Origin of the sequence: Companilactobacillus ginsenosidimutans, from assembly GCF_001050475.1 — a bacterium.
Lineage (GTDB): Bacteria > Bacillota > Bacilli > Lactobacillales > Lactobacillaceae > Companilactobacillus > Companilactobacillus ginsenosidimutans.
Genome location: NZ_CP012034.1, coordinates 2,218,733 through 2,237,011, shown reverse-complemented (window position 1 = coordinate 2,237,011; position 18,279 = coordinate 2,218,733). Strand labels below are relative to the sequence as shown.

Sequence of the window (18,279 nt, the reverse complement as noted above, 5' to 3'; positions counted from 1 at the left end):
ATACGAAAATATTTTTCAACAATCAACTAATATCATGAAAAATATTTTCTTTATATAAATTATGTGGTACTTTATAATCACGGAGAAAATACTATGGCAAATAATATAAATTACGTTATACAAAGCTACTATCATAATCTCAAGGGAACATATAAAGAAATTGCAGATTACATTTTAGAAAACAACACGTTTGATTCTGGGCTGACGATTAATGACTTGGCTGAAGATGCTAATGTTTCTATATCTTCAATTTCTCGATTTGCAAAGATGTTAGGTTATCAAAGTTTTCAAGACTTCAAATTAAGCTTGCTAACATCTGGTGAACAAAACAACGGCACACTTTTTCAAGATATAACTGCTAACGATTCATACTTAGCTATGACTCAGAAAATATTCAATGGTAATATATCTACCTTGACTGCGACTGAACAGGTTTTGACTGAGGATCAATTAAAAGCAGCAACCGATATCATTGATAGCTGCCAATCCATTGGATTCTTCGGAATTGGCGCTTCTGGTATTGTGGCACAAGATGGATTTCATAAATTTTTGCGTTCTGATAAGAAGCCTTATTTTACGATGGATTTTCATATGCAACTGATGATGGCTACTAAGATGACTGATCAAGATTGTGCAGTCGTTATTTCTCACAGTGGAGAAAATCAGGATACTTTGCAGATTGTTTCTGAGCTTAGAAAAAATCATGTGAAGATTATTGGTATTACTAGTTACGGGAATTCTACTTTGACTAACTTAGTTGATGTTTGCTTGTTGTCTATTTCCGATGAGACTAAATATCAGAATGAGGCTTTGCATGCTATTATCGCTCAGATTAGTTTGGTGGATACTTTGTTTATGATTACTGCTGTGCATGATGAAAAGCAGACTAGCTCTGTGTTTAAGGAGATTCGGGATACTATTAATCAGACGAGAGTTGGTAAGGGGTAGATTGGTATTCAAGTTTTAGGGCTAAGGAAAAGGCCACATCCATTTGGATGTGGCCTTTCTTTATTTTGGTTAGGTTCTTGGATCAAGTTCTTGGTTCACTGTTTGTTACAGATTGATTTAATTTTGTGTGTTTGTGGTGAACGAACTTTTTTTAGGATGATTTGTTTTCTCCTTTGTTCACTTTTATGTTGCGGAAACGCTAAAAAAAACACTAAACACTACACATAAGGCGCTCAGAGCTGCGGGGGTGTTACGCACCCCTCTCCGCTATGGGCGTCTTATGTTCCGTGTTTAAGTGCGTGTTTTTTTTGGCTCTAGTTTTGAAACGCTAAAAACAAAACTGACCCACACATATAAGCTGTCCAGAGCTGCGGGGGTGTTACGCACCCCTCTCCGCTATGGCCATCTTATATGCATGGGTCAAGTTCGTTTTGTTTTTGGCTCTTTTATTTCATGAATCTATCCCACCAATGTTTGCCTTTTTTCTGTTCACCGACTTGCATGTTAACTAGTGTTTGTAGTTTTGAATTTTCTCCATCTTTTGAACTGCTTGATGTTTTTACACTATCTGCTTTGTCTTTTTTGGCTTTGGCGTCTCGGACTTTTGCTAGATACTCTGAATATTTGGTGTCTTTTTCAGATTTTGTATTGTCGTCTGCTTTGCCTTCTTGGAGTTTTATTACTTTTTTGCTTAAGTTTTGGATTACTCTGTCTTGTTGCTCGATGTTTGCTCGCAACTCTTTGATAGTGTTTTCCAAATTTGCCACTTGAGCATTATGTGTTGTGCCGTTATTGTCCCCATTTGTTGCTTTGGCTGCATCTGATACTGGATATATTTGTGCTGCTGCAGTCTGTAGTGTCATTTTTGGTCCGTGTCCTAATTCAACCATCTTGTTAAAGTCATCAAGATTTTTCTGTGTGTACAGACGGTTATTTTGTTTGTTACGTTCGAAATAACCTCCGTCATTTGTTGAATGTTCGACAATTAATGAATATTTACGCAGTGTGGCAACACTGATCCCCAATATATCGGCTGCCTGAGCCGGCGTTAAAAATTTATTCGTTTTAGTATTTGTCAAAATGCCATTCCCCCAAGCTAATCTCTCCATTTAATTATAAAAATTATAATTCATTATATCAACTAATAAAAACAAATATTCCAATAAAATGAAAATATTTATAACGATATGCACCTAATGTACAATTCTACCGAAAAATTCGTTATAATATAAGAGTAAAAATACATTTTTAGAGGATAAAATATGAAGAGGAATCGATTGTTTGTTGGAGCCGTTATAGCATTACTACTTGCTACTTCCGTTTCAACACCCATCCAAACTATCGACGCGGCTGATAATAGTGCAACTGTCACAGCCACTAATCAAACTAATACTAACTATATAACTTCTGAAAAAGAAACTGTTATGGCTTATCAAAAACAATACGCTGATCTCACGGCTGGTGACACTGAAACTCCAGATTATACTGAGACACCTGTTTTTGCTGATACCTTTAACCCTGGTGTTTTGGCACCTTCAACGATAAATCAATCTGTCGCTTGGATTAATTATTATCGTTCATTATCTGGACTACCAGCAATTACATCATATGGCGATTCAAATACTTTGGCTCAGATTTCATCTGCCGTTATGGCTGATGCGGAATCTGATCCGTATAAAGATCAGCATGGACTTACTAATACTACTAAACCTATTGGTCTACCCGATTTATATTGGAATCGTGCTATTTTTGGAACTGCTTCTAGTAATCTGTACTTTGGATTTCCTAAATCAATTAGCTCACCTATCCGTGAATTGATGATTGATAACACTAATATTTCTGGAATGGATGCTGGACACCGTGCCTGGTTCTTGTCACCATTCTTATCAACTGTTGGTGTGGGAATTGCTAAGGCTACTGCTGGACGTACATATGAAAGTGTCTTAGTGAAAAATGGTGCTGATCAATATAGGGCCCCAGCTGCTGCAACTGTAAATTATCCAGGTGATGGACTTTTCCCAGTTGAAGAATTAACTGCAGACAGCGGTACAACTCAAATTCCTTGGTCGATCACATTTTCTCAACTAAAAGATATCGTGACAGATTCATCTACTATTACTGTAACTAATTTAACTGATGGAACTACTGGTACAGTTTCTCCTAGTTCCTTTGGTAGTGCAGCATACGCAAGCACTGTTCTCAGTTTCTTACCACCTGCTAATGTCACAATTAACGATCACTCGCAATATCAAGTCGCTGTGAGTGGACTAAATAGTGATAATATGCCAAGCTATACTTATACGTTCAAAACTTTCTCAGAAAAAGGCAACGGTGTTCCTGGAAATACTTCTGATGAGGTTGCAACTGAACAATCTACCACAAATAGTAATTAAATTGATTAAGCCGACGCACGTCGGCTTTTCTTTAGTGTATAATCCTTCTTAACTAGAAAAGAGGTTTCTGTATTGTCAAGTTCAGAGATAACCGGTAATTTTATAATTATTCTAATTACCTTTATATTTGCTTTCTTCTGTGTCGCGGCTGAGTTCGCTTTGGTGCAGACCAGACCAAGTCAGCTTGAAGACGCCATTGAAAAAGGGAATGGCAATATAGCTAAGCTTAAGCGTTCCCTTAATATGGTCAATAATTTAAACGAATACTTATCAACCACTCAAGTTGGTACAAGTATCGCTGGTATTATTTTAGGTTGGATTGGTGAATCTACGATTGAATATTTGCTTGTCGATTTATTCGGACTAGTTCACCTATCCAACAACGGTAACGGAATGCACATCATTGGTTCAATCATTGGTGTTCTCTTACTAACATACTTTGAGGTTGTCTTGACTGAAATTGTTCCAAAAAACATTTCAATCGATAAGCCTATGCAAATGCTAATGTTAGTCGTTACCCCATTAAAAGCTTTCCACACAATAGCCTATCCATTCGTTTGGTTATTAAACTCATCATCAAACGGTATTGTTCGTTTAATCGGACTACAACCAGCTGATTCAGAAAATGAAGTTTTCTCACAATCAGAAATTTTGAGCTTATCCAAATCATCCATTCAAGGTGGCGACATGGATCAAAACGATGTTGCCTTAATGGAACGTGCTTTCGAATTAAACGATAAAGTTGCCAAAGATATCATGGTCGATAGAACTAGTTTATACGTCGTCGACATCACTGATAAAGTAAGTGACGTTATCAAAGACTACTTACAACAAGGTTTCTCAAGATTCCCAGTTGTTGCAGACAATGATAAAGATAAAGTTTTAGGATACGTTTATGCGTATGACATCGTCCGCCAAAACCAAGTAGATGGCAGCGTTGGAATTAGCAGAATTTTAAGATCAGTAAATACCGTTCCCGAAACAATGCCAATTCAAGATATTCTATCTAAGATGATCAAGAAACAAACCCCAATCGTAATCGTAGTCGATGAATACGGTGGGACAAGTGGTATCGTCACAGATAAGGATATTTACGAAGAATTATTTGGTACCGTTAAAGATGAAATTGACGTCGTTTCCGATGAATACATCGTTCAAAATGACGATAAATCATTCAACGTTTCAGGTAAAACAACCTTATATGATTTCGAAAGATATTTCAGAACCGACATCAAAGCCTTCCAAGAATCAGACATCATCACAGTAGGTGGCTACATCTTGGATAAACTACCAAATATCGGACAAGATTCCGAGTTTGATTTAGATAACTTCCACTTCCGAGTAGCAGAATTCGATCACGGATTCGCCGACTGGTTCAAAGTAACCATCAACAACAAAGAAGTAGCAAGACAAGACAACCTAGCCTCACTAACAACAATAGATGACCTAGACGAAGACAAAGATAAGTCAGACAACAATAAAAACGAAGAAAATAAATAAAGACCTGAAAATTCAGGTCTTTTTTATTTTGACGTAGCACAACATAAAATCGTAAGCAATAAGAAACTTCCTAAGTAAAAAAATAAAAAAACAAAGCAGAAAAACGCAAAAAAAAAGAACATATCCATAAAAATGGAATATGTCCCACGTTTTAACAAAATTAAAATAAATCGCAAATGCTAGAGTATAATCATACCCCACCAAAGCGGAAAGTTTGAGGATAACTAGCCCGCAGGTCAGGTTCCGCGGGGGCCCAAGCCGTGACTTTATTGTTGACGAGCCAAGGGGCTCGTTTACAATAAGCTCGTTTCGGGATACCGCACTATGGATTCCGAACGAGCCACAGCGTCCACGGCCCCCGCGGAACCTGACCGGAGGGCGGCAGTGAACCGCCGACTATCCGCGAACCACATCAAAGTCTATAATATTGACACTATTATCAATAGTCTCAAAATCATTCTTAAATACAAGAAGCTGAGTCTTAGGGTTAACCTCAAGCTTAATTCCAGGCTTCAAAAACTCCTCAGCACTTTCCTTAAACCAAATAGTACCAATGTCAGAATCCAACTTAATAGAATAATCAGATAAGTTTTCATCCTTATCAACAACAATTACACGGAATTTAGTAATCAAAGCACAATCACCTTCACCTGAGAAACGACCCAAGCCGTCATCCAAGTCTAAAACAATATTTTTGTCACCAAATTTTTGTAGTTTTTCTTGTGCTTCTGGAGTAATTTCAATTTTCATAGGTAGTCTCCTTCATCAGTTGTATTTGTATTTTCCGGTACTTCCCCAATCAATGATACTTAAGATAAATACCATAAAGACGATGGAAATGTAACTTGTGAAAATACCGTTAAGTATATTATACAAAACATCCCTGACATTGTATTCTACATTGCTTGTGATGTAGCTAGCAATCGGATAATAAATGAGCACTAACATGATGGCTAACAGTATCGCCGTAATGATTCCAACCGTACCCATATGATGGAAAAACATCATATTAGACTTGGTTTTTCGACGCAACCTAATGGCCAGCAAGACAAACAAAACACTGGCAACACCAATAATTACTTTCACAATTCGTTGCACTTGTTTAATATCTTGAAGCGACTGATCTATTGGACCAATATCGTTATTCACGATTTGATCCATAATCCCCTTGTTACTTGAAACTGTCTGATCAATTTCAGAATCAATATTTAAACCGTTAGTTTTGGCAGCCTTTTTTAAATTATCGCCAATGGTTGATAAAATCACTGATCCGATAGTCAAATTATTGTCTCCGTCGTAAAGTTCATCGACAGATGAATCAATAATCGTTCTAACCTGGTCCGTACTCAATTGTGTTGCTTCCAAATCATTGATAGCTGCATAGCTATCGACAATACTGCCCAATTTTTGATTAGTATAGTTTTTGATTAAAGAAACATTACTTTCACTGCTAACAACCCGTTTGACGTAATTTCCGTTCAAAACAGTTGAGAGAGTGATCCCCATAAACACAATAACCATTAAACATAGTGATAATAAAATTAGCGTGAATCCGTGACGATTGTATACCGATTTACTCATTGACTACTTCTCCAAAGCAATTTTTGCGATTTCTAAAGGTTTATTGACGATCCAGTCAGATTTAGCGTGACTGAGTTCATCTTTATCCCCAAAACCGTAAGTAACTCCGATTGCCTTTAGATTATTTTTATGAGCCCCTATAATGTCACTGCTACGGTCCCCTACCATAACAAGATTATCTGAATTCAAATCAACAGAAGTTTTGTCCATACCATAGGAAATAACATCTTCTTTGAGTGAACGCGTAACTTCATCATCACTGGCACCAAAAACATGTCTGATGTATGGTTTCATACCAAAATATTCAACAATATTCTTAGCATGAATTTCTGGTTTAGATGTTGCAACAAAAATTTCTTTGCCCTCATGCTTCAATTCTTCAAGCATGTCATAAACACCATCAATAACAGTTAATTCTTTCCAACCTTCAACGTCGTAATACTCACGGAAAGATTTCATTCGTTCTTTAGCAATTGGATCATCAACCTCAATACCATCAAACTTCTTGAATGAATAACTAAATGTTGGACCAATAAATTTTCTTAGAGTGTCATCATCATGTGGAACGTAGCCTAAAGTGTTGTTATACATGTACTTCAAGCCCTTCATAATACCCTTTTCAGAATTTACTAAGGTTCCATCTAAATCGAAAAATAAATTATTCAAAAATAAGTCATCCTTTTATGTTAGATTTTAAGTAGTAGTAGTTAGAGTATAAAGCATTTAGGATAAAAATGCTCAATCAAATTACCGTAGGTAAACATATGATAAAAGTTAAAAAACCAGAAAAGTATACAAACATTGATTCTGGTCTGACCAATCAAGAGTTTAATGAAAAAGTTTCGCAAGGATTAACGAATATTCAGATAAAAAAATTATCTCGTTCAATCCCACAAATTTTGGCTGACAATATTTTCACTCTATTCAACTTTTTAAACTTAGTCATTGCTATTTTGATTGCTTGGACCGGTTCATACCGGAACTTATTCTTCTTAGGACCCGTTTTAGCAAATATCATTATCGGATCTTTCCAACAAATTCGTTCAAAATTGACCATTGATAAAATTAATCTGGTTAATGAACAAGAATTTTCGACAATTCGTAATAATGAGGAAGTAAAAGTACCTATTGAAGAACTAGTTGAAGACGATATCGTCATTCTAAAGCGAGGAAACACCATCCCCGCTGACGGTATTGTGCGGTCTAGTAACGGTCTGCAAACTAACGAATCCAGTATAACTGGTGAATCTGACACGATTGAAAAGTTTGAAGACGACTCAGTCTATTCAGGAAGCTTCGCAATTGCTGGTCAAGCGCGGGTACAACTGACTCAAGTTGGTATGAATAGTTTCGTCTCAAAGCTTTCTAACGCCGTTAGCCGTGAAAAGGGTTCTGACAGTGTCTTGATGAAGATTATTAATAATATTATCAAGATTTTAACCTATACAATCGTACCAATCGGTCTTATTTTATTCTTCCGTTCCTTCCTGAAAAATGGCGACGTTTCTCAATCAATTCTCGGAACATCTGCCTCTGTCATCGGTATGATTCCTGAGGGATTGGTCCTCTTAACCGCCGTGGCTTTAGCAACTGGTGCCTACAATTTGTCCAAAAAGAAAATCCTGGTTCGTTCACTAAATGCCATCGAGACATTGGCCCGTGTTGACACCTTGTGCCTAGACAAAACTGGGACAATCACCACCGGCAAACTAAACGTCAAAAAGATTTCTCCAGAAAAAGGTTTTTCGGAGGAATTTGTTAAACAAGTTGCATCAACTATTGTTGAGGAAACTGAAGAAACAAACGCTACTGCACAAGCAATTAAGGACTTAAAGTCAGCAGCATTCAAAGACAAAGTCAAAGAAGTATTGCCATTCTCATCTGAGACAAAATATTCTGGTTACATTGCAGAATCTGGTACTAAATATAAGATGGGAGCACCAGAATTCATTATCGACGATCCATCTGAAGAAACAAATAAGCGAGTTCAAGAGGCTGCCGAAAAAGGATTCAGAGTTATTGCTGTGTTACGTGAGGTTGACGAAAAGCAGGATTTACTCGGATTAATTTTCATTTCTGATCAAGTCAGAAAGCAAGCTAAATCAACTTTCTCATATTTAAAGAATCAAGGTATCGACTTGAAAATAATTTCTGGTGATAATCCGGTTACTGTTTCAAACGTTGCCTCACAAGCTGGTATCGACAAAACTGACAATTATATTGATATGAGCACGTTGCCTGCAGACACAGACTATTCTGAATTAGTTAAGAAATATCGGGTCTTTGGCCGTGTCCGTCCGAATGAGAAATCTGACCTCATTGAAGCTATGCAAAAAAATGGACTAACAGTTGGTATGACTGGTGATGGTGTCAACGATGTTTTGGCGATGCGCAAGTCTGATTGTAGTATTGCCATTGCGGGTGAAAGTGATGCTGCTGAAGCAAGTGCCGACTTTGTTCTATTAAATAGGAATTTTGATTCAATGATTTTCATGCTGAATGAAGGACGTCGAGTAATTAACAACGTCGAGAGAGTTGCATCCCTCTATTTAATCAAAACCATTTATTCAGTAGTTTTATCGATTGTCTTTATTTTCCTAGGCTCTGGATATCCATTCCAGCCTTCACAGTTGACGCCCGTCAATGCACTAACAGTTGGTATCCCTACCTTCATCTTGGCCTTAGAACCTAATTATCGCCCACCAGCAGGTCGATTTATGCGAAACGTTATGGAAATTGCCTTACCAGCGGCCATTTGTAACATAATTCTGTTGCTGACGATTCAAGGAGTTGGAAATTGGGCTAACTTAACTTACAAGTCAACATCGACCATGTCTGTTTTTGCAATTGGATTGATTGGTTATTGTGCGTTAGTTTCTATTAGTAATCCGCTGATCATACGAAAGAAAGTTATGATTGGAGTCTCTATGCTGTTGTTTGTTATTGCATTTACTTATTCTGATAAGTTGTTTGGACTGCAAAGTATTTTTGATCTTCATTTTACTTTTATTTATATTTCTATTGCTTTGTTGTCCTGGCCGTTGTTTATGTTTATGCGTGAGGTTCTCGGTCGTCGAGTCTTCTCTAGAATTAATTGGAAGTAAGGGGGCCGATTCCGGAATGAAATCGATTTTTGGGCTGGAACATAGCTGGGACACTTGGAGCCTTTTCAAAGTTCGAAAAGTCTTCAAGCTGCCCCTTTTACTAACCCGAGAAGTACACTCGGCTAAGTAAAATTTAGCTATTTAGCCCAAATCGATTTCATTCCTCCATCTAATCTTGCTTTCAACTAATTTCGTTTATTAATATTATTTAGCTTTATTGAGGTTGCTACTTTGTTTAGTAGTTCCATGTTTTTTAGTTCAAAAACTAAGTCATAAAACATAAATTAAAAAAACGTTTGTACTTAAAAAGATGAGTTTGGAATTTTATTCCTGGCTCATCTTTTTTGTCTCCAATTGTATTTATTTGCTCTTAACTTGAATCTCGTCGCAAATAATCCCCTAATGCTATACGTAAATTACTTTTTCACTTACTTTTGTTATACGTGGTTTGTTTTATGTAACTTCTTATGTTTGTCCATTAGGTCGATTAATTTGAAGTAGAGGTAAATTGCTGCTACTGCTAATGCTGACATTAGTGAGATTATTAGGTCTACCCTGCTTTTTTTACTGAAACTCAAAATTATTGTTGATACGAGCAAGAATCCGAAGGCTATTTTGAAGGATGTATATTTTTTGTGGTCATCCATGTTGCTACCTCGTATCCACATTTCTCTCTCGTAGCTATTATCTATTGTTTTTTAAAAATGTACAAACAAAAAGATAGATGCTGGATGGTAGCATCTAGCATCTATCTTTTTTAAGACTGACACGAGTATCAAGATTTCTGGATGATTTATTCTTGGGAGGAATTACGTAATCAATGGTCTTAATTGATACTGTAAGTATGTTGCGTGTCATAATCTCTGCCAATAACTGCGTTTACAGTTCCATTGGACTTGTTGTAAATCATGGACCAGCGGGTCCATGACTTGGTTGATGCTTTTCCGTATTGGGCAACTTCGTGTAATAAGTTCATTGCTTGAACGTCGGTCATTGTATCATTGGATTTCGTGAGTTCGTTCGAAAGGGTTTCGTAACGATCTTGCCCGTGGCCTGTTCCAAATACGGAAGGTGTAACCATAAAGTTAGTTGCGTGGTTGGTGTCGATGACACTCATCTTGTTGTCGACATACTCGAGAACAACTGACTTACCTGTGGCATCAGTGATTTGATAATGGAATTCACCCATGCTTGGGTCATGCATGTTGTACTTACTCAACAATGCAAGAGCTGAATCAACAGAATCGGCCTTATCTAGAACCATTCTGATAGCACTTGTTGTCGTGATATCGTTTTTCGCGCTATCAGTTTGATTGGTTGGAGATCCGTCCAATTGGAGAACAGCCATTGTAACACCTTTTTCATTCAAACCATCAAGAGGAGTGTATGGCACTGCTAGTGTTTTCAGGCTGTTCAGTTTGTTAGTTGGCAAATTAGAATTATCGTATTTCAAAAATCCTAAATCAACCATTGAGATGGAAGCATACCCATTGGTCGGATGAGTCCTAACTAACATGGCCGGTGAATCACTGTTTTCATCAAAATTACGACCGAATAGTTGTTGACCATCGGGTGTTGCCGCAGAGAAAGTGCTACATCCAAATGCTGGGACGTTCAATTTTAATGTTCGCCCTATATTTGGAAAACCAGTAACGTAACTACCAACAAATGATATGAGTTGCGTATTATTGGCAGCTCCTTGCTGCATGAACTTATCCAACTTGTAATCCGCTGTATAGTTCATGGTTAAAAATGGTGCATTTGGATCCGTTGACACATTCTTGATGCTGTTTAAAGAATTAAGTTCTGCATCATATTGAGAGAAAATTCCTGACTGTGTCTTTGCTGTCGTGGCTGAACTGTTAGATGCTGCATCAACAGTTGTCGCCTGAGCAACCCCCGAAACGCCGGGGCTTAATAAAAGCACTGCAGAGAAAGCTAAGTTTCCCCAAAAACCGAACTTATTCTTCTTCATATATTAACCCCCTTTATGTAACCTTACTTGTTTATGGATACAATATTACTGGTTAATATATTAAATGTAAATTAAAATTTATCTAATTTTTAATTTCACAATATTTTACTAATTGTATAGATGCTGTTATACAGGCTGGTACAATCGGTTGCATACAATTTAAAATTAGACATAATTATTAGACTTTTACTAATAAATCACTAAATATGACATCTAGATAATGATTTTAACAAATTGTCATATAATATTGGAATATTTTAGTAAAATGATACAAATAGCAATAATTAATTATTAAAATAACGCACAAAAAAAGGCCATGCTGTTTCCAACATGGTCAATTATTGATTAATGTAATTTTTTATAGCCTTCGCGTTCATTGAACAATGAACTAATTGATTCGTCACTTTCAATCATTTCGATAGCGTCACCAACAAGACCTGTTACTGATAAGATTGTTAACTTATCAAATAAACATTCTTCTGGAACAACGATTGAATCCGTAACAACTACTTCTTCTAAGTCAGATTCTTGTAATCTTTCAGTAGCTTTATCTGAGAAAATTGGATGTGTCGCTGCTCCAATAACTCTAGTAGCTCCAGCAACTTTTAATGCGTGGGCACTATTAATCATTCTTGTACCTGTATCGATCAAATCATCAACGATAACACAAATCTTACCATCAACTTCACCGATAATATCTGGAACAACATTTTCGTCTTCAGTTGAACGTTGATCAACTATCGCAATTTGTGAGCCAAACATTTCTGCTAATGATCTAGCACGTTTTGTTGAATTGTGATCAGGTGCAACGAAAACTACGTCGTCACTTGATGCTTTGATTGTATCTCTAAAGTAACTTGCGAAGATTGGCATTGCACGCAAGTGATCGACTGGAATATCGAAGAAACCTTGAATTTGTTCAGCGTGCATATCCAGTGCAATAACACGGTCAACCTTACCCATTTCCAACATGTTAGCAAAAAGCTTAGCGGAAATTGGTTCTCTTGAACGTGACTTGCGATCAGAACGTGTATATGCAAAGTAAGGTAGCACACAAGTAATTTGATGGGTACTTGCTCTTCTCAATGCATCAACGGCAATCATCAATTCCATGAAGTTGTCGTTAACAGGATCTGAAACAGAATGAATAATATAAACATCTTTACCACGAATACTTTCGTTAATTTGGATGTTTATTTCTCCATCACTAAAGTGTGAAACTGAAGCATCTAAAATTGGAATACCCATATATTTAGAAATTCTTTCAGCAACTGGCATGTTTCCATTTAATGCAAGTAATGCGATTTTATCTAATGGTTTATTAGACATATTTTCCTCCAAAAATTTACAGAATGACAGGCGAACTTATTGGCTTACTTTCATCGGCTATTACTAAACCCATGTCCTCATCAGTAACTTTATTCTTACCATTTCTAACTGGTGATTGCATGACGATGGTAAAATTATAGTTCAATTTTACACTTAATTTGAGATATTCGTCCATTAAATAACTATCAATTTTACCATTTAAATACAAATGATAGTCTGGATACTTTTTCATAACCTTTTCAACCGTCTGAATGTTATCCAAATTCTTAATTTGGGCCACTGTTAAAGCAATTCCGACACGTTCCGCAAAATTGCCAAGAAATTTATTTTTCTCATCCGGCTTAACTTGTGGCTTACCAAAAATATTCTTTTTGATATAATCTTCAACGCTACTCATGTGGTACCCCTTTCAAAATTTCGTAAATAACTACCCCAAAGTTAGTATTAATTGTATAATAGTAGTTAACAACTAAGGTGCGTTGTCGTTTGACTGCACTTTAGACACTCTCCTTTAGTGTGAATAAACATTTAGTCGTATGCGTCAAAGGTCCACTGGACCTTCGACGTGAGTTACCCTAAATGTCGAAGACATTAAGGGTAACTAAAAGGATGTGTTAACAATGGACGAAATGGTATTTTTCAACCCAGGAGACGCAATTGCAAACTCACGTGACTTTGGGGAAGCTGTTCGTGGCGCTCAAATATATAAAGCAAAAGATCCTTATGAATCATCCTTAATTATCGCTGAAGATGCGACAAATAAAAAGAGCTTTGCAGTATATTTTGCTACCGACGAAAAAAGTAGTGTTAAAGATACTGATAAGAGCGTAGTTCCTTATCATATTAAAAAGAAAATTTAATCAAAAAAGCTTCAGACAATTTATACGAAAGCAAATGTATAAATACAGTCTGAAGCTTTTTTTGTAAACTTTTTCATAACTAAAAAAAGGACGAAATTGAGAAACTCAATTTCGTCCTTTACCTATTTAGTCTTCAACAACAAATCCAATGAATGTTGCAAATTCTCGATATCGTCATCCCCGATATCCTCAACGCTTTGTCGAATATTTTGAGCAATGACAAGCTTCATTGCTTTATCAATACTGGACTTTACAGCTGATAGTTGGACTAAAACGTCCTCACAAGGTCGCCCATCATCCATCATTTTCATGATGCCATCAAGTTGCCCATATGATTTCTTTAGTCTTAATTTTATTTTGTCACTATTTATTTGTTCTGACTCTTTATTCATTCATATACCCCCTGAGGTAAGAAGAGTCAGTTTGATTAATTGAGATGTTTCTCAATTTCGGCTCTAAATGCGTCTTTTGGCCTGGCTCCAACCATTGTACTTACTATTTTACCATCTTTTTTAATTAAGAATGTTGGAATTCCTTGAACGCCTAATTGAGCGGCGGTTTGTGGATCATTATCAACGTTGATTGACGTAAACTTAACTTTATCACCCAACTGATCATTAGCGGATAATGCTTTCAGAATGGGATCCATCATCTTACATGGTGGACACCAGTCTGCTCTAAAGTCGACTACTGTCACACCAGTACTTGTTTCTTGTTCATAATTTGAATCGTGGATTTCTTTAACATTTGTTTCCATATTCATACCTCCTGCAAACTATATTCATACTATACCCCCTATGGTATTATCAGACAATTAAATTGCTCACACTTAATAAAACCGCTTACTTTTATCAAAAATTTGATAAAATAGAGGCTGGAGACAAAAAAATAAGACCTTCACGGTCTTATTAGTTGATACTTTTAAGTTTCTTCCTGTTGACGTTCTTCCTTGGTGCCCTGATGAATTGTCTTGTAGACCTTCATTGTGGCTACACCGACATCCCTAACATTTTCCATATCGAACTTTTTAGTGATACTGTCCTTACGAGAAACGTAGTGATATAGAGGTTTGTCGTTTAAATAAAAGTTTTCAGCAACAGTTGCGTATTGAACATTGAACAATTGATCTTCCATCAAAGTTAAATCAGTTGGAAATTTCAACTCATTTTCTTCAATAATTGAACGACGGTAGGCTTTATTCCAAGCATAACCCATTACCGAACCATTCATCTTTATAATCTGTTTGATGGCTTCATCACGACTAACTTGGCCAAGTTCTTTTTTCTCCAACTGTGGCTTACTCTTACCATTTTTGGAATCAATGAAAAATCCACAACTTACTAAGTCGACATTCGGCATCTCAGAAAACTTGTCTAAAAAGTATTCGACGTAACTAGGCTCAACCCAATCGTCACCATCGATAAATGTAACCAATTCGCTAGTAGTCAATTTCAGCCCAGTATTTCTGGCAGCTGAAGCACCAGCATTTTGCGCGTGACAAACAACCCGCAGCCAGTCGTATTTTTCCTCATAATCTTGTAGGATTTTTACAGTATCATCAGTTGAACAATCATCAACGGCGATTACCTCAAAATTATTAGACGTCTGATTTGCGAGTGAATCAATAGTTTTGGAAATATAATTTTCAACATTATAAGCTGACAGAATAATTGACAGTTTTTTATTTATCATTGAATCACCTTAACATTATTTTACTTCTAACAACATCAAATACGCAATATAAGGAGGCAAACATGAAAAGACTTTTAGACCTCGAGGGTGCAATAAATTTAAGAGAACTTGGTGGTTACCCTACTACCACTGGGAAAAAAGTTAAATATCAAAAACTTCTTCGTTCAGGTGACATTAGTAATTTAACTCCAAAAACATTAAAGTTTCTGAAGAAATATGGCTTGAAATATGTCGTTGATTTCCGATCCATGAATGAACAAGAAATGTGGCCAGATGTTCAATCAGATTTTTACAAAGTCTATCCTGACCCAGTTTATCCGCTCAAGGGAAACGGTGAAAAACTAACTAATGTATTAAAACAAAATTCTGACTCATATTTAGGCATGATTTATCAAAGCGTTGTTTTGGATCAGCATGCTCAACAATCTTATGCACTACTTTTCCAACTATTGTTGGAGAATACTGAGCCCGATAAATCTGTTCTCTTCCATTGTGCTGCCGGTAAGGACCGCACAGGCGTTGGAGCAATTCTCATACTTAAAGCCCTGCAAGTTGATACTGAGACAATTGTCCAGGATTATTTGCTAACCAATTTGATGTACGAAAATTCTTCAGACGTAGAGAAAATTTTAAATGACGATTCTAAAGGAAATAAAATCCGCAACAAAATGAATATGACCAAAGCAGACGTTGAAAGTATCACTTCTGTTTTTGAGGCTATAGAACATTATTACGGTACTTTTGATAATTATTTAAATAGTGCCTTGGGAGTAGACGCGAAGGCACTACAAGCCTTGCGTTCCATTTACTTGGAGTAATAAAACCTTTATAATCACTATATTCAAAAACATATTTTCAGGAATGGGGAGAAATGTATGAGTTTTTTGGAGCTTAAGAATGTCCAAAAATCCTTTTATCTCGGAAAGAAAAAATTTCCAGTCTTAAAGGGTATTAATTTAAGCTTGGATCGTGGCGAATTCGTTTCGATTCTAGGTGAATCTGGTGGTGGTAAAACTACCCTACTGAATACCATTGGTGGACTAGACTCACAATTTGAGGGTGACATTCTAGTTGATGGTAAATCTCTCAAGAAAGGTTCCAACAAAGCTCTAGATAACTATCGTAGCCACACAGTGGGATTTGTTTTCCAAAGCTTCCACTTAATTAGTCATTTAACTGTATTGGAAAATGTTCTAGTTCCACTTGAGATGTCGACGCTCGGCCGTCACCAAAGAACTGAACGTGCTAAAGAATTGTTAACCAAAGTTGGCTTATCTGATCAAATGGATAAACATCCAAATCAGCTTTCCGGTGGACAAAAGCAGCGTGTTGCCATTGCCCGTGCGTTGGCAAACGATCCTGAAATTATTATCGCCGACGAACCTACTGGTGCCTTGGATGGTCAAAATACTACTGAAGTCTTACGTATTTTGGACGAAATTGCTCAGGAAGGTAAATTAGTTATCGCTGTTACTCACTCACAAACAGTGGCTAACTATGGTACAAGAATCGTTCACTTAGCCAATGGTGTCATCGATTCTGACACAAGTATTAGACAAAAATACCTTGCATCAAATTTCCGCCGCGAAAAGAAAATTACTCATTTAAGCTTTGGAGACACCTTCCGACTAGCTTGGGAACACATGCTTTACACCAAAGGACGGAACATCTTAATCATTCTCGGTGCTGCAATTGGTATTTTCTCAGTAATCTTCATGCTGGGGTTAGGTTCTGGTATTACTGGATACATCAACAAGCAAATGTCGAATCAAGTTAATCCGAACGCAATTCAAGTTACCAAAAACGTTGCCAGCAGTCAGGTGAATAGTTCAACCGATTCTTCAGACATCACCATGTCAGATACAGATATGCAAAAATTTGCCAAGATTGATCATGTTAAGAAGATTGAGAAAGCTTATTTTGCTCAAGCACCTAAGGTTCGTTATGAAAAGAAAACTATTGCAGTTCCATATTTCCAGACTTGGAATGCCACTGAAAAAACGGGTGACATTATCGCCGGAAGTAAACCTGGTAAAAATGAAATTATCTTGCTTAAATCCGATGCAAATCGTATTAATAAGAAACATTACAAGAGTCTAGTTGGCAAGAAGTTAACTATTTACATCCCTTCTCAAGATAAGGACAAGAAACCGGTTCAAGTTCAAACTAAGCTAACTATTTCAGGTATCATCAAATCTGGTTCAACTGCCATTTCATATGATACGTTGAAGAGTGCTTCATCAAATTACAATGTCAGTATAAAACCTAACTTTGTGACTTTGACGGCTGATAATACACTAAATGTCAAAGCTATTCAGGACAAAATTAAGGGGTACAAAACTACTAACGCCAAGGGAAAGAAAGTTCCTGCTTATACAATTACTGGTGTCGGTGCAATTATCGATTCTCTTAATACATACTTGAAACTCGCCTTTGATGTCCTTGCAGCAATCGCCGGAATTTCTCTAGTAGTTTCAGCAATTATGATCATCGTAGTTCTATACATCAGTGTTTCTGAAAGAACTCACGAAATTGGTATCTTACGTGCCATTGGTGCCAGAAAGAAAGATATTCGAAACATGTTTATTTCCGAATCATTCTTGATTGGGTTAGTGTCAGGTACATTTGCGGTCATCATCGCCTATCTCGTTCAGTTTGCTGCCAATTCAGCCACCCAGAACGCCTTTAAAGCAACAATCGTAAATATCTCACCAGGAAATGCCATCTTTGGTATTGTGGTAAGTATCGTAATTAGTTTAATTGCTGCACTAGCTCCTTCACATCGTGCTGCAAAACTTGATCCACGTGATTCACTTACAGATGAATAATCAATCAATATTGACTAAGCTTGGGCGTTTGCTCAAGCTTTTTTATGTGTTCAAATTTAAAAATATATA

General features: G+C 36.7%; 18 protein-coding genes. 7 read left to right on the top strand and 11 right to left on the bottom strand.

The window, feature by feature from the left end:
• The first annotated feature begins 93 nt into the window (after positions 1 to 93).
• A complete protein-coding gene (locus ABM34_RS11140) occupies positions 94 to 948 on the top strand; it encodes a MurR/RpiR family transcriptional regulator (RefSeq protein ID WP_048705784.1) in 855 nt (284 codons plus the stop codon).
• Between the two features lie 446 nt (positions 949 to 1,394).
• Here the strand turns inward: ABM34_RS11140 and ABM34_RS11135 are convergent, their stop codons facing one another.
• A complete protein-coding gene (locus ABM34_RS11135) occupies positions 1,395 to 2,027 on the bottom strand; it encodes a MerR family transcriptional regulator (RefSeq protein WP_048705782.1) in 633 nt (210 codons plus the stop codon).
• A 183-nt stretch (positions 2,028 to 2,210) separates the two neighbouring features.
• Here ABM34_RS11135 and ABM34_RS11130 point away from each other — a divergent pair, with 183 nt between their 5' ends.
• Together ABM34_RS11130 and ABM34_RS11125 are read left to right on the top strand one after the other, a co-directional pair.
• Complete coding sequence (locus tag ABM34_RS11130) at positions 2,211 to 3,341, top strand: CAP domain-containing protein (protein WP_048705780.1); 1,131 nt, start codon at positions 2,211 to 2,213, stop codon at positions 3,339 to 3,341.
• Positions 3,342 to 3,413: 72 nt separating this feature from the next.
• Positions 3,414 to 4,841, top strand: coding sequence for a hemolysin family protein (locus ABM34_RS11125; protein WP_048705778.1), 1,428 nt, complete (start codon positions 3,414 to 3,416; stop codon positions 4,839 to 4,841).
• 396 nt (positions 4,842 to 5,237) lie between these two features.
• Here the strand turns inward: ABM34_RS11125 and ABM34_RS11120 are convergent, their stop codons facing one another.
• From ABM34_RS11120 to ABM34_RS11110, 3 genes are read right to left on the bottom strand one after another with little or no spacing between them, the layout of a single operon-like run.
• Positions 5,238 to 5,591, bottom strand: a complete 354-nt coding sequence (locus ABM34_RS11120; RefSeq protein WP_048705777.1) for an iron-sulfur cluster biosynthesis family protein — start codon at positions 5,589 to 5,591, stop codon at positions 5,238 to 5,240.
• Positions 5,592 to 5,606: 15 nt separating this feature from the next.
• On the bottom strand, positions 5,607 to 6,422 hold the full coding sequence (locus tag ABM34_RS11115) for a hypothetical protein (protein ID WP_048705775.1): 816 nt from the start codon (positions 6,420 to 6,422) through the stop codon (positions 5,607 to 5,609).
• Between the two features lie 3 nt (positions 6,423 to 6,425).
• Positions 6,426 to 7,088 carry an HAD hydrolase-like protein gene (locus tag ABM34_RS11110; RefSeq protein WP_048705773.1) on the bottom strand — a complete coding sequence of 221 codons (663 nt, stop codon included), beginning with the start codon at positions 7,086 to 7,088 and terminating at the stop codon, positions 6,426 to 6,428.
• Between the two features lie 98 nt (positions 7,089 to 7,186).
• Here ABM34_RS11110 and ABM34_RS11105 point away from each other — a divergent pair, with 98 nt between their 5' ends.
• Positions 7,187 to 9,526, top strand: a complete 2,340-nt coding sequence (locus ABM34_RS11105; protein ID WP_048705772.1) for an HAD-IC family P-type ATPase — start codon at positions 7,187 to 7,189, stop codon at positions 9,524 to 9,526.
• Between the two features lie 437 nt (positions 9,527 to 9,963).
• On the opposite strand, the gene ABM34_RS11100 is transcribed toward ABM34_RS11105, so the two are convergent.
• The 4 genes from ABM34_RS11100 to ABM34_RS11085 form a co-directional block, all read right to left on the bottom strand.
• Positions 9,964 to 10,173, bottom strand: a complete 210-nt coding sequence (locus ABM34_RS11100) for a hypothetical protein (protein WP_048705769.1) — start codon at positions 10,171 to 10,173, stop codon at positions 9,964 to 9,966.
• A gap of 179 nt (positions 10,174 to 10,352) precedes the next feature.
• Entirely contained in the window at positions 10,353 to 11,501 is a 1,149-nt protein-coding gene (locus tag ABM34_RS11095) for a linear amide C-N hydrolase (RefSeq protein WP_048705768.1), read from the bottom strand.
• A 345-nt stretch (positions 11,502 to 11,846) separates the two neighbouring features.
• The gene (locus tag ABM34_RS11090; RefSeq protein WP_048705766.1) at positions 11,847 to 12,830 is read right to left on the bottom strand and encodes a ribose-phosphate diphosphokinase; all 984 of its coding nucleotides are present in this window, start codon (positions 12,828 to 12,830) and stop codon (positions 11,847 to 11,849) included.
• Between the two features lie 16 nt (positions 12,831 to 12,846).
• Positions 12,847 to 13,227: a YueI family protein gene (locus ABM34_RS11085; protein WP_048705765.1), complete on the bottom strand. Its 381-nt coding sequence runs from the start codon at positions 13,225 to 13,227 to the stop codon at positions 12,847 to 12,849.
• A 223-nt stretch (positions 13,228 to 13,450) separates the two neighbouring features.
• Here ABM34_RS11085 and ABM34_RS11080 point away from each other — a divergent pair, with 223 nt between their 5' ends.
• Positions 13,451 to 13,690, top strand: coding sequence for a hypothetical protein (locus ABM34_RS11080; protein WP_048705764.1), 240 nt, complete (start codon positions 13,451 to 13,453; stop codon positions 13,688 to 13,690).
• A gap of 122 nt (positions 13,691 to 13,812) precedes the next feature.
• Here the strand turns inward: ABM34_RS11080 and ABM34_RS11075 are convergent, their stop codons facing one another.
• The 3 genes from ABM34_RS11075 to ABM34_RS11065 form a co-directional block, all read right to left on the bottom strand.
• The gene (locus ABM34_RS11075) at positions 13,813 to 14,082 is read right to left on the bottom strand and encodes a metal-sensing transcriptional repressor (RefSeq protein ID WP_048705762.1); all 270 of its coding nucleotides are present in this window, start codon (positions 14,080 to 14,082) and stop codon (positions 13,813 to 13,815) included.
• Between the two features lie 35 nt (positions 14,083 to 14,117).
• Positions 14,118 to 14,447, bottom strand: a complete 330-nt coding sequence (locus ABM34_RS11070; RefSeq protein ID WP_048705761.1) for a thioredoxin family protein — start codon at positions 14,445 to 14,447, stop codon at positions 14,118 to 14,120.
• Positions 14,448 to 14,611: 164 nt separating this feature from the next.
• Entirely contained in the window at positions 14,612 to 15,382 is a 771-nt protein-coding gene (locus ABM34_RS11065) for a glycosyltransferase family 2 protein (protein WP_048705759.1), read from the bottom strand.
• A gap of 62 nt (positions 15,383 to 15,444) precedes the next feature.
• Between ABM34_RS11065 and ABM34_RS11060 the strand changes: the two genes are divergently transcribed.
• Both ABM34_RS11060 and ABM34_RS11055 read left to right on the top strand, forming a co-directional pair.
• On the top strand, positions 15,445 to 16,200 hold the full coding sequence (locus tag ABM34_RS11060; RefSeq protein ID WP_048705757.1) for a tyrosine-protein phosphatase: 756 nt from the start codon (positions 15,445 to 15,447) through the stop codon (positions 16,198 to 16,200).
• A 57-nt stretch (positions 16,201 to 16,257) separates the two neighbouring features.
• Complete coding sequence (locus ABM34_RS11055; protein WP_048705756.1) at positions 16,258 to 18,210, top strand: ABC transporter ATP-binding protein/permease; 1,953 nt, start codon at positions 16,258 to 16,260, stop codon at positions 18,208 to 18,210.
• The last annotated feature ends 69 nt before the right edge of the window (positions 18,211 to 18,279 follow it).

Bases quoted from the DNA above. Each gene is read 5' to 3' on its own strand.
- ABM34_RS11140 (WP_048705784.1), top strand. From the start codon at position 94: ATGGCAAATAATATAAATTACGTTATACAAAGCTACTATCATAATCTC.
- ABM34_RS11130 (WP_048705780.1), top strand. From the start codon at position 2,211: ATGAAGAGGAATCGATTGTTTGTTGGAGCCGTTATAGCATTACTACTT.
- ABM34_RS11120 (WP_048705777.1), bottom strand. From the start codon at position 5,591: ATGAAAATTGAAATTACTCCAGAAGCACAAGAAAAACTACAAAAATTT.
- ABM34_RS11115 (WP_048705775.1), bottom strand. From the start codon at position 6,422: ATGAGTAAATCGGTATACAATCGTCACGGATTCACGCTAATTTTATTA.
- ABM34_RS11105 (WP_048705772.1), top strand. From the start codon at position 7,187: ATGATAAAAGTTAAAAAACCAGAAAAGTATACAAACATTGATTCTGGT.
- ABM34_RS11100 (WP_048705769.1), bottom strand. From the start codon at position 10,173: ATGGATGACCACAAAAAATATACATCCTTCAAAATAGCCTTCGGATTC.
- ABM34_RS11095 (WP_048705768.1), bottom strand. From the start codon at position 11,501: ATGAAGAAGAATAAGTTCGGTTTTTGGGGAAACTTAGCTTTCTCTGCA.
- ABM34_RS11090 (WP_048705766.1), bottom strand. From the start codon at position 12,830: ATGTCTAATAAACCATTAGATAAAATCGCATTACTTGCATTAAATGGA.
- ABM34_RS11085 (WP_048705765.1), bottom strand. From the start codon at position 13,227: ATGAGTAGCGTTGAAGATTATATCAAAAAGAATATTTTTGGTAAGCCA.
- ABM34_RS11080 (WP_048705764.1), top strand. From the start codon at position 13,451: ATGGACGAAATGGTATTTTTCAACCCAGGAGACGCAATTGCAAACTCA.
- ABM34_RS11075 (WP_048705762.1), bottom strand. From the start codon at position 14,082: ATGAATAAAGAGTCAGAACAAATAAATAGTGACAAAATAAAATTAAGA.
- ABM34_RS11070 (WP_048705761.1), bottom strand. From the start codon at position 14,447: ATGGAAACAAATGTTAAAGAAATCCACGATTCAAATTATGAACAAGAA.
- ABM34_RS11065 (WP_048705759.1), bottom strand. From the start codon at position 15,382: ATGATAAATAAAAAACTGTCAATTATTCTGTCAGCTTATAATGTTGAA.
- ABM34_RS11060 (WP_048705757.1), top strand. From the start codon at position 15,445: ATGAAAAGACTTTTAGACCTCGAGGGTGCAATAAATTTAAGAGAACTT.
- ABM34_RS11055 (WP_048705756.1), top strand. From the start codon at position 16,258: ATGAGTTTTTTGGAGCTTAAGAATGTCCAAAAATCCTTTTATCTCGGA.